Source organism: Streptomyces boncukensis, from assembly GCF_011045075.1.
Taxonomy (GTDB): Bacteria; Actinomycetota; Actinomycetes; order Streptomycetales; family Streptomycetaceae; genus Streptomyces; species Streptomyces boncukensis.
This window is the reverse complement of the sequence record NZ_JAAKZZ010000321.1, coordinates 1-8,823: the sequence shown is the minus strand read 5'-3', so window position 1 is coordinate 8,823 and position 8,823 is coordinate 1. Positions and strand designations below refer to the sequence as shown.

The following is an 8,823-nucleotide window of genomic DNA, read 5'->3' as shown; positions in this document are numbered from 1 at the left end:
GCGGCGAGGGGCTGTGGGATCCGGGTCCGGCGGTATCGGTCATCGGTCTCCCCCGGTGCGTGCGGCGGCGATTGGAGCGGGTGCGTGAGATGAGCCGCCAGGGACAGTAGCGCGAGGATCTTCGTTTATCCACACTCAGGACAAAGTTTGTCGTATTGCGGTCATACCTCTTGGCGGAGCGTCAAAAGAGGTCTAGCTTCTGCGACGTTCTGTGGCAGAAGAGGGGTGGATCGCCTATGCGGAACGAGCGGAACGAATCGCGCGACAGAGCGGTACCGCGACGCGGATGGGGCGCACTGCGCCGCACCAGACCGCGCAGACGCGGACGGCTGGCCGCACTGCTGGCCGGCGTCCTCCTCGCGGGGCTGCTGGGCCCGCCGGCACTGGCGGGAGCACCGCCCGGCCCCCGGGCCCCCGATCTCCATCTCCCCTCGCCGCCCGGCGGAGAGGACGTCAAGGTCCTGCTCTTCTACGGCACGACCGGCACCGGCGAGGAGTCCCCCACGGTCGACGCCGCCATCGCGGCCATCGAGAAGATCGGCCGGCAGGGGCCCGAACGCGAGCGGTTCAGCGTCACCGCGACCGACAACCCGGCCGTCTTCACCAAGCCCCGCCTCGGGAACTTCAACGCCGTCGCCTTCCTCACCGGCGACGGCGATGTGCTCACTCCGGAGCAGGAGATGGGCCTGGAGAGCTATATGGAGGCCGGGGGCGGCTTCCTCGGCATCCACGACGCGGCGCGTGCCGAGCCCTACTCCGAGTGGTTCACCGGCCTCATCGGCGCCCGTCCCGCCGCCAGTCCGGACAGCGCGCAGCGGGCCACCGTCGAGGTGGGCGACCAGCGCAACCCGGCCACCAAGGACCTCCCGGCGGAGTGGAAGCGCCCGGACAAGTGGCTCAACTGGAAGCAGAACCCCAGCGGCGAGGTGCACACCGTGGCCCGCGTCCGGGAGAGCAGCTACCGGCCCGGCGACGGCGGCAACGGCTGGGACCACCCGGTGTCCTGGTGCCGCGACTACGACGGCGGCCGGTCCTTCTACACCGCGATGGGCGGCACCAAGGCCAGCTACGCGGAGACCGACTTCCGCGCCCATCTGCGCGGCGCGCTGATGTGGACGACGCGGCTGGCCCGCGCCGACTGCCAGGCCACCATCACCTCCAACTACCGGGCCGAGCGGCTCACCCAGCCCAACCAGCCCGGCCAGGCCGACCAGATCGGCGAGCCGCATGGCGCGGTCACCGCCGAGGACGGCCGGGTGTTCTACATCGGCCGGGGCGGCGGCGACGGCGACGCGCCCGTCGTCACCGACTGGGACGACCCGGACATCGGCAAGGGCCAGGGCCAGATCCATGTGTGGGACCCGGAGACGAAGCAGGTGACCCTCGCGGGCGCGCTGACCGTCTTCGGCAACAAGGGCGGCGGCGAAGAGCTGATCAAGAACGAGGAGGGGCTGCTCGGCATCGAGCTCGACCCCGACTTCGCCCGCAACGGCTGGGTGTATCTGCACTACACGCCGCACAGCGAGATCAACCGCGAGACGCATATGGCCGAGCGCCGCGTCTCCCGCTTCACCCTCGACCAGAAGACCAACAAGCTGGACCTCGACTCGGAGAAGGTCGTGCTGTCCTGGCCGGTCCAGATCCACAGCTGCTGCCACGCGGGCGGCGGCCTGGCCTGGGACTCGAAGGGCAACCTCTACATCGCCACCGGCGACAACAACTCCTCCGGCTTCTCCGACGGCTACTCGGGCAACAACCCGGAGCCGAACTTCAAGGGCGTCTCCTTCGCCGACGCGCGCCGCACCTCGGGCAACACCAACAACCTCAACGGCAAGATCCTCCGCATCCACCCGGAGGACGACGGCACCTACACCCTCCCCGAGGGCAACCTGTTCACCGGGAAGGAGACGGACGAGGGCGGCGGCAAGACCCGCGGCGAGATCTACGTCATGGGCGTGCGCAACCCCTCCCGGATCGCCGTCGACCAGAAGACCGACATCCTCTACGCGGGCTGGGTCGGCCCGGACGCGCCCGAGCCCAGCAGCACCTGGGGCCCGGCGAAGTACGACACCTTCGCCAAGATCACCAAGGCGGGCAACCAGGGCTGGCCGTACTGCATGGGCAACAAGCAGCCCTACCGCGACCGCAATCTGCCCGACCCCGGCAAGCCGCTGGGCTGGTACGACTGCGACAACCTCAAGAACGAGTCCCCCAACAACGACGGCCTGGTGAACATCCCGCCCGCCCGGAACAACAACATCTGGTACTCCCCGCAGGGCGGCGGTCCGGACTTCCCCCGGAACGCCGACGGCGTGCCCAGCTACAAGCTGGACGAGCAGACGCTGCGCGAGCCCTGGCTCAAGGGCGGCGGCCAGGCGGCGATGAACGGGCCGGTCTACCGCTACGACGCGGACAGCGACGCGAAGGACAAGTGGCCGGCCTACTGGGACGGCAAGTGGTTCGTCGGCGACTTCTACGACGGCGACCAGCCCCGGCACGCCCTGGTGATGCCGGAGGGCGACGGGCCCGGCGAGACGGGTGCGCTGCCCGCGCACGCGGAGAGCCTGGACTCGATCATCCCGGTGGGCGAGGGGGGCATCCGCAACCTGATGGACTGGAAGTTCGGCCCGGACGGCGCGCTGTACGTCCTCGACTACGGGCGCGGGTTCTTCACCCACGACGACAAGTCCGCGCTGTGGCGCGTGACGTACCAGGGCGGCGCCCCGACCCCCGCGCGGGGGGACCTGGCCGAGCCTCCCGCTCCTGAGAAGGGGGCGTCCCGATGAGACTCCCGACCAGCCACCCGACGAGACGCGCCGGAAGCGGCACCCGGCGCAGACGGCACACCGTGACCGCCCTCCTGGCGGCGCTGCTGATGGTGCTCGGGCTGACGTCGGCGACGGCGTACGGGCAGCAGTCCGCGCCCGCCGCACCGGCGCCGCCCGCGGCCGCGGCCGACCAGCAGGTGCTGACCTGGACGGCCGGCGACGACATGACGAAGTACACCACGGCGCCCGCTACGGCCGTGGCCGGGAAGGCGACCATCGTCTTCGAGAACAGCGAGGCCACCGGCAACACCACCGGCATGGCGCACACCCTCACCTTCGTCACCTCCGACTCGGACTACAACCAGGACGTCGACCTCGACATCCTGGCCACCCCCTCGGACTCGAACGGCGGCAAGCACACCGCCGAGGTGACGCTCACCCCGGGCACCTACCGCTATCTGTGCACCATCCCGGGGCACGGGCAGATGCAGGGCACCCTCGTGGTGACCGGCGACGACCCGGGCGACGACACCACACCGCCCGAGACCTCGGCCGAGGTCGACGGCGAGAAGGACGACGACGGCAACTACGTCGGCTCGGCCACCGTCACGGTGACCGCCTCCGACGCGGACTCGGGCGTGGACACCATCGAGTACGCCCTCGGCGACGGCGCGTTCCAGCCGTACACCGCCCCGGTGACGGTGAACGAGGCGGGCAGCCACACCGTGCGCTACCGCGCCACCGACAAGGCCGGCAACAGCACCGAGGTGAAGTCGGTGGACTTCACCGTCGCCGAGCCGTCCGACGAGGACACCGCACCGCCGGCCGTCGAAGCGAAGGCGGAGGGGTCCAGGAACTCGGACGGCGACTACGTCGGCAAGGCGAAGGTCACCGTCACCGCCGAGGACGACAAGTCCGGCGTGGACACGGTCGAGTACGCGCTGGACGGCGGCCCGTATCTGGCGTACGAGGAGCCGGTGGTGATCGACCGCACGGGCCACCACACGGTGCACTACCGCGCCACGGACAAGGCCGGAAACACCTCCGAGCCCGGCCGGCTGTCCTTCCGGGTGGCACCGGGCGGCGGAGTGCCGTCACCGGACTGCCCCGAGTACGACGAGCGGCTGACGGTGATCGTCGGCACGGTCGACACGGGCGTCCCCAACCGGATGACGCAGCGGCGCTGCACCATCAACGAGCTGATCGAGGACGAGAAGGAGTGGACGTCCCAGGCGCTCTTCCTCAAGCACGTGCGGAGCGTGACGGCCGCGCTGCTCAAGGAGGGTGTGATCGTGCCGCGCGAACGGCAGCTGATCCAGCGCGCCGCGCGGCAGTCCGGCATCGGCACGCCCGGCCAGGACACCGGCTACCGGCCGCTGTTCGACGGCACCAAGGAGTCCTTCGCGCAGTGGGAGCACGTCGGCGGCGGCGGCTTCGGCCTCAACGAGGACGGCGCCATGACCAGTTCGACGACGGTCGACGGGATGGGCATGCTGTGGCTCCCGCGGCGCACGTACGGCGACTTCTCGCTGAAGCTGCAGTGGCGGGACGACGCGCCGGGCGGCGACGCGAGCCGGGCCAACAGCGGGGTGTTCGTCCGCTTCCCGGACGTCCACGACCACCCCGAGGAGTCCCGCCCCGAGTGGGTGTCCATCAAGTACGGCCACGAGCTCCAGATCCTCGACCGTCCTGACGGGGACATGTACAAGTCGGGCTCGGTGTACGGCTTCGACCGGGTGGGCCTGGCCGGGGCCGGGGTGACGCCCAAGGGAACATGGAACGACTACGAGATCCGGGTCATCGGCCAGCACTACGAGGTGTACCGGAACGGCGTGCTAATCAACGAGTTCGACAACGCGCGCGGGCAGCTCTTCAACCCGCCGCGGGACGACGACCCGGGAACGGACGGGAGGCGATACGCGGAGGGCTACATCGGGCTGCAGACGCACAGCACGGGTGACGTGGTGAGCTTCCGCGACATCCGGATCCGCGAGCTGTAGGCCGCCGGCCACGGCCCGGCGGGCGCCGCCGCCCGGCGGGCCGCCCTCCGGGCTACTCCTCGGTGGCGCCCATCAGATACGGGAGGGTCTGGGGGTCGGCGTCGTAACCGCGCACCCCCAGCCTCAGCTCCCAGCCCCCCGTGCCGGACCGCACGAACTCCGCCACCCTCGCCGCCGTCGCGTCCGCGACGGCGGCGAAGTCGTCCTGCGCCAGCTCGGTGTACCCCTCGCGCAGCCTGATCGCGGTGTTCTGCACATCGCCGAACGTGCGGCGCATCCCGGTCTGCTGGATGCCCACGCCCACGATCACCCGGATGTACCGCGGAGCGAGCCGCTCCAGCTCCAGGGTCATGACCTCGTCAGCGCCGAAGCCCTGCCCCGTCTTGCTGTCGCGGTTGAGGATGATGGTGCCGTCGGGCGAGCGGCTGTCGAAGTGCACGAGGTAGTCGGGGTCGTGCAGCGCGTCGGTGGTGTACGTCGCGGCGATGAGGTCGAGGTCGCACGGAGGCGCCCCGAAAGGTGCCGGATCCCACTTGAGGGATACCTCGACCTTGTTGAGTCCCTTGTTCAGGCTGCTCACCTGACCGCCCTCCTCGCCGACTCCGCAGATGCCACTCGACCTACCATCCTGCCACGCCACGGAGGGTCAACGGCCACCGGCCGCCAGCCGGGTGGCGATCTCGGTGCGGGAGGACGCGCCGACCTTGGTGAGGATGTGCTCCAGATGCGCGTCCACCGTCCGCTTGGAGAGAACGAGCCGGTCGGCGATCTGCCGGTTGGACAGCCCCTGCGCGACGAGCGCGGCGACCTCGCGCTCCCGCCGGGTCAGCCCGTCCGCACCGCCCGGCGCTCCCGGCCCCGCCGCTTCCAACTCCTCCGCGTCCTCCCCCTCCTGGGCGTCCTGCGCGTCCTCCGTCTCGCCGAGGGCGAAGTCGACCACGGCCTCCAGCGGGCTGCCGGCTCCGCTCTGCAGCAGCGCGGTGAAGCGCTCGGCGCCGAGCGCCACGCTGGCCGCCGTCTCGACGGCCTGGTGCCGCTCGATGAGCGCCGGGCCGACCCGGGTGGTGCTGCCCAGCCGCCGCCACTGCGCGGAGGCCGCGCCCAGCAGCACGGTGGCCCGCTCGTGCCGCCCCAGTTCGGAGGCGAGCCAGGAGAGGGACTCCAGGACGTACGCGGCGCCGAGCGGGTCCCCGACCGCGCGCTTGAGGCGCAGGGCCTGGTGCAGCGCGTCGGCGGCCTCGTCGTACGCGCCGCGCTGGAGGTGGGCCATGCCGGTGACCCAGAACAGATAGCCGCTGAGCCAGTGTTCGCGCGTGTGCGGGCCCAGCCGCCGCCAACTGCGCGCGCAGTGCTCCAGGGCGCCGTCCGCGTCGCCGGTGACGACGCTGAGGAAGCTTCGCGTCATGTGCAGGAAGCTCAGCCCGATGTGATCGCCCAGGGCGCACAGCCGCCGCTCCGCCTCCGCACCGGCGGCGGCCGAGTCCGCGTAGCACCCCTGGACGGCCAGGAGGAGCTGGAGGAACCCGCAGGCGCGGGCGGCGAAGGTGTCGCCGCCGCCCAGGTCGGCGGAGGCGTTCAGATCGGCGTACGCCTGGCCGAAGTCGCGCTGGAACATGGTCAGGGCCCCCCGTACGCACAGCGCGCGCACCCGCTCGGGCCCCGCCTGCGGAAAGCGCTGCAGTACGCGGGTCTGCCAGTAGCGGCCCTCCGTCAGGTGTCCGGACAGCAGCCAGTAGCCCCACAGGTCGCCGGCCAGCCGCGCGGCCAGCGCATCGCCCCCGGGCAGTGCGAACGCGTACTCCAGCGCGGCGCGGATGTCGGCGTGCTCGCGGTGCAGGGCCTGGACGCGGTCGAGCTGGTCGTCGTCCAGGAAGCGGCCGCCGAAGTGCCGGGCCAGTCCGGCGTACCGCTCGACGTACCGCAGGCGCTCGGCGCCCAGCTCCCCGCGCTCCGCGCCGTACTCGCGCAGGGTGTCCAGCAGCCGGTAGCGGGTGCCGCCCTCCCCGTCGTCCACGCGCAGCACCACGGACTTGTCCACGAGGCGGATCAGCGTCTCCTGGATCTCCGTACGGGGCAGCTCGCTGTCGGCGCACACCTCCTCGACGGCGCCGGTGTCGAAGGTGCCCGCGAAGATGGACAGCCGGGCCCACAGCAGGCGCTCCGGCGCCTCGCACAGCCCGTAGCTCCAGTCGATGGCGGTACGCAGCGTCTGGTGGCGGGGCAGCGCGGTGCGCCGCCCGCCCGTCAGCAGCCGGAAGCGGTCCTCCAGGCGGTCGACGAGCTGCCGCAGCGGCACGGTGCGCAGCCGGACGGCGGCCAGTTCGATGGCGAGCGGAATGCCGTCCAGACGGCGGCAGAGGCTCAGCACGTCGGCGCGGTTGCGGTCGGTGACCGCGAACCCGGGCACCACGGCGGCGGCGCGCTGCGCGAACAGCTCCACGGCGTCGCCGCCGGGCGCGTGGCCCGCGGCGGGCCCCTCGTCCACGGGAAGCGGGTGGATCTGCAAGGTGGCCTCGCCGGGCACGTCCAGCGGCTGGCGGGAGGTGGCCAGCACGGTGACGCCCCGCGCCTCGCGCAGCAGGACGTCGGTGAGCATCGCGCAGGCGTCCACGAGGTGTTCACAGGTGTCGAGGATCAGCATGATCCGCCGGTCGCGCAGATGGTCGAGGAGCACGTCGAGCCGGTCCCTGGACTGCCGCTCGGGCAGGCCCAGACAGGTGGCGAGGGTGTGGGCGAGCAGCTCGGGGTCGCGCAGCCCGGTCAGCTCGACCAGGCAGACGCCGTCCGTGTAGTGCCCCGCGAGCCGTGCGGCGGCACGCAGCGCGATCCGGGTCTTGCCGACGCCCCCGGGCCCGACGACGGTGACCAGCCGGGTCTGCCCGAGCAGCTCCACGAGCTGCCGCAGCTCCGCCGTGCGCCCGACGAACCCGGTGACCTCCGCGGGGAGTTCACCCGTACGCCGCTGGATCACACCGAATGCCATGGAGAGCCCCCACCGTCGCGCCGGCCGCCGTGCTTGTCGTCCCTCTCTACGGAGGATACGCAGCGGAGCACCCTGCGTGAGGGGTGCTCCGGTGAGATGCACGGATACGGTGCCCGGGTGCGGGCCGCGGTGTCAGCGGTTCCGGACCCGCGCCAGTCGGGGCACGGGGCCGAACCTGCCCTCTTCGAAGTCCACGTACGCCTGCCGCAGCTCGGACTCGTTGTTCATCACGAACGGCCCGCCGGCGGCGACCGGTTCCCGGATCGGCCGGCCGGAGAACAGCATCAGCGTGGTGCGCTCGTTCCCCGGCGGGGTGGTGAACACCAGCTCGCTGACGGAGTCGTCCTCGGAACCGGGGTCGACCACGGGGTCGGACCATGCCGTCTCGCCCTCCCACAGCTGCCGGCCCGCGACCGTGGCCGTGCCCGAGACGATGTACGCGAAGGCGCGGTCGTGCGAGGCGAGCAGCTGGCTGTAGGTGGTGTCCGGGTCGAGGGTGACGAACAGGCCGGTGACCGGCCACAGGTTGGCCGCCGGTCCGCGCGCGCCGCCGGTCGAGCCCGACACGACCTCGACGCGGACGCCGGGCTCGGTGTAGACCCCGTAGTCGCCCTGCTGGAGGTCCTGGTACCGGGTCTGCGCGAGCTTCTGGCCGCTGGGCAGGTTGAGCCAGAGCTGCAGCGTGTGCGCGTACTCGTCGCGGTAGGCGAGTTCGCGGTGGATGACGCCCCGGCCCGCCGTCATCCACTGTGCGCCGCCCGCACCCAGCGTGCCCGCGTTGCCGAGGCTGTCGCCGTGCTCCAAGACGCCGCCCAGCACGACGGTGACGGTCTCGATGCCCCGGTGCGGATGCCAGTCGAAGCCCGTGGAGGAGAACCAGTCCTCGGCCATCAGCAGGAAGGGGTCGGTGCGGCGGAAGTCGCCCGGCGCGATGACCAGGGCCTTGTTGTCGACCTGGGCGTCCGGGCCCGCCACCTGCCGCGGCTCGGCGCGCTGCACATGCCGGAGGGTGACAGGGCTGCCGGGGTCCGTGTCCATGGCGTCCCTCCCAACGGTCCACCAACTGTCTCTT

The 8,823-nt window shown here is 71.7% G+C and carries 5 protein-coding genes; 2 read left to right on the top strand and 3 right to left on the bottom strand.

Features of this window, described 5'->3' with window-relative positions; genetic code table 11:
• Nucleotides 1–236 precede the first annotated feature (236 nt).
• Both G5C65_RS25150 and G5C65_RS25145 read left to right on the top strand, forming a co-directional pair.
• A complete protein-coding gene (locus tag G5C65_RS25150) occupies nucleotides 237–2,786 on the top strand; it encodes a ThuA domain-containing protein (protein WP_206442244.1) in 2,550 nt (849 codons plus the stop codon).
• Entirely contained in the window at nucleotides 2,783–4,768 is a 1,986-nt protein-coding gene (locus G5C65_RS25145) for an OmpL47-type beta-barrel domain-containing protein (RefSeq protein ID WP_165301208.1), read from the top strand. Before G5C65_RS25150 ends, G5C65_RS25145 begins: the two co-directional genes overlap by 4 nt.
• A 52-nt stretch (nucleotides 4,769–4,820) precedes the next feature.
• On the opposite strand, the gene G5C65_RS25140 is transcribed toward G5C65_RS25145, so the two are convergent.
• From G5C65_RS25140 to G5C65_RS25130, 3 genes are all read right to left on the bottom strand, one after another.
• Nucleotides 4,821–5,348: a TerD family protein gene (locus G5C65_RS25140; protein ID WP_165301207.1), complete on the bottom strand. Its 528-nt coding sequence runs from the start codon at nucleotides 5,346–5,348 to the stop codon at nucleotides 4,821–4,823.
• A gap of 66 nt (nucleotides 5,349–5,414) precedes the next feature.
• Nucleotides 5,415–7,751 carry an ATP-binding protein gene (locus G5C65_RS25135; protein WP_165301206.1) on the bottom strand — a complete coding sequence of 779 codons (2,337 nt, stop codon included), beginning with the start codon at nucleotides 7,749–7,751 and terminating at the stop codon, nucleotides 5,415–5,417.
• Nucleotides 7,752–7,883: 132 nt separating this feature from the next.
• Nucleotides 7,884–8,789, bottom strand: a complete 906-nt coding sequence (locus G5C65_RS25130; RefSeq protein ID WP_165301205.1) for a pirin family protein — start codon at nucleotides 8,787–8,789, stop codon at nucleotides 7,884–7,886.
• Nucleotides 8,790–8,823: the final 34 nt, after the last annotated feature.

Coding starts and splice junctions, on each gene's coding strand:
- G5C65_RS25150 (WP_206442244.1), top strand. CDS start 237: ATGCGGAACGAGCGGAACGAATCGCGCGACAGAGCGGTACCGCGACGC.
- G5C65_RS25145 (WP_165301208.1), top strand. CDS start 2,783: ATGAGACTCCCGACCAGCCACCCGACGAGACGCGCCGGAAGCGGCACC.
- G5C65_RS25135 (WP_165301206.1), bottom strand. CDS start 7,751: ATGGCATTCGGTGTGATCCAGCGGCGTACGGGTGAACTCCCCGCGGAG.
- G5C65_RS25130 (WP_165301205.1), bottom strand. CDS start 8,789: ATGGACACGGACCCCGGCAGCCCTGTCACCCTCCGGCATGTGCAGCGC.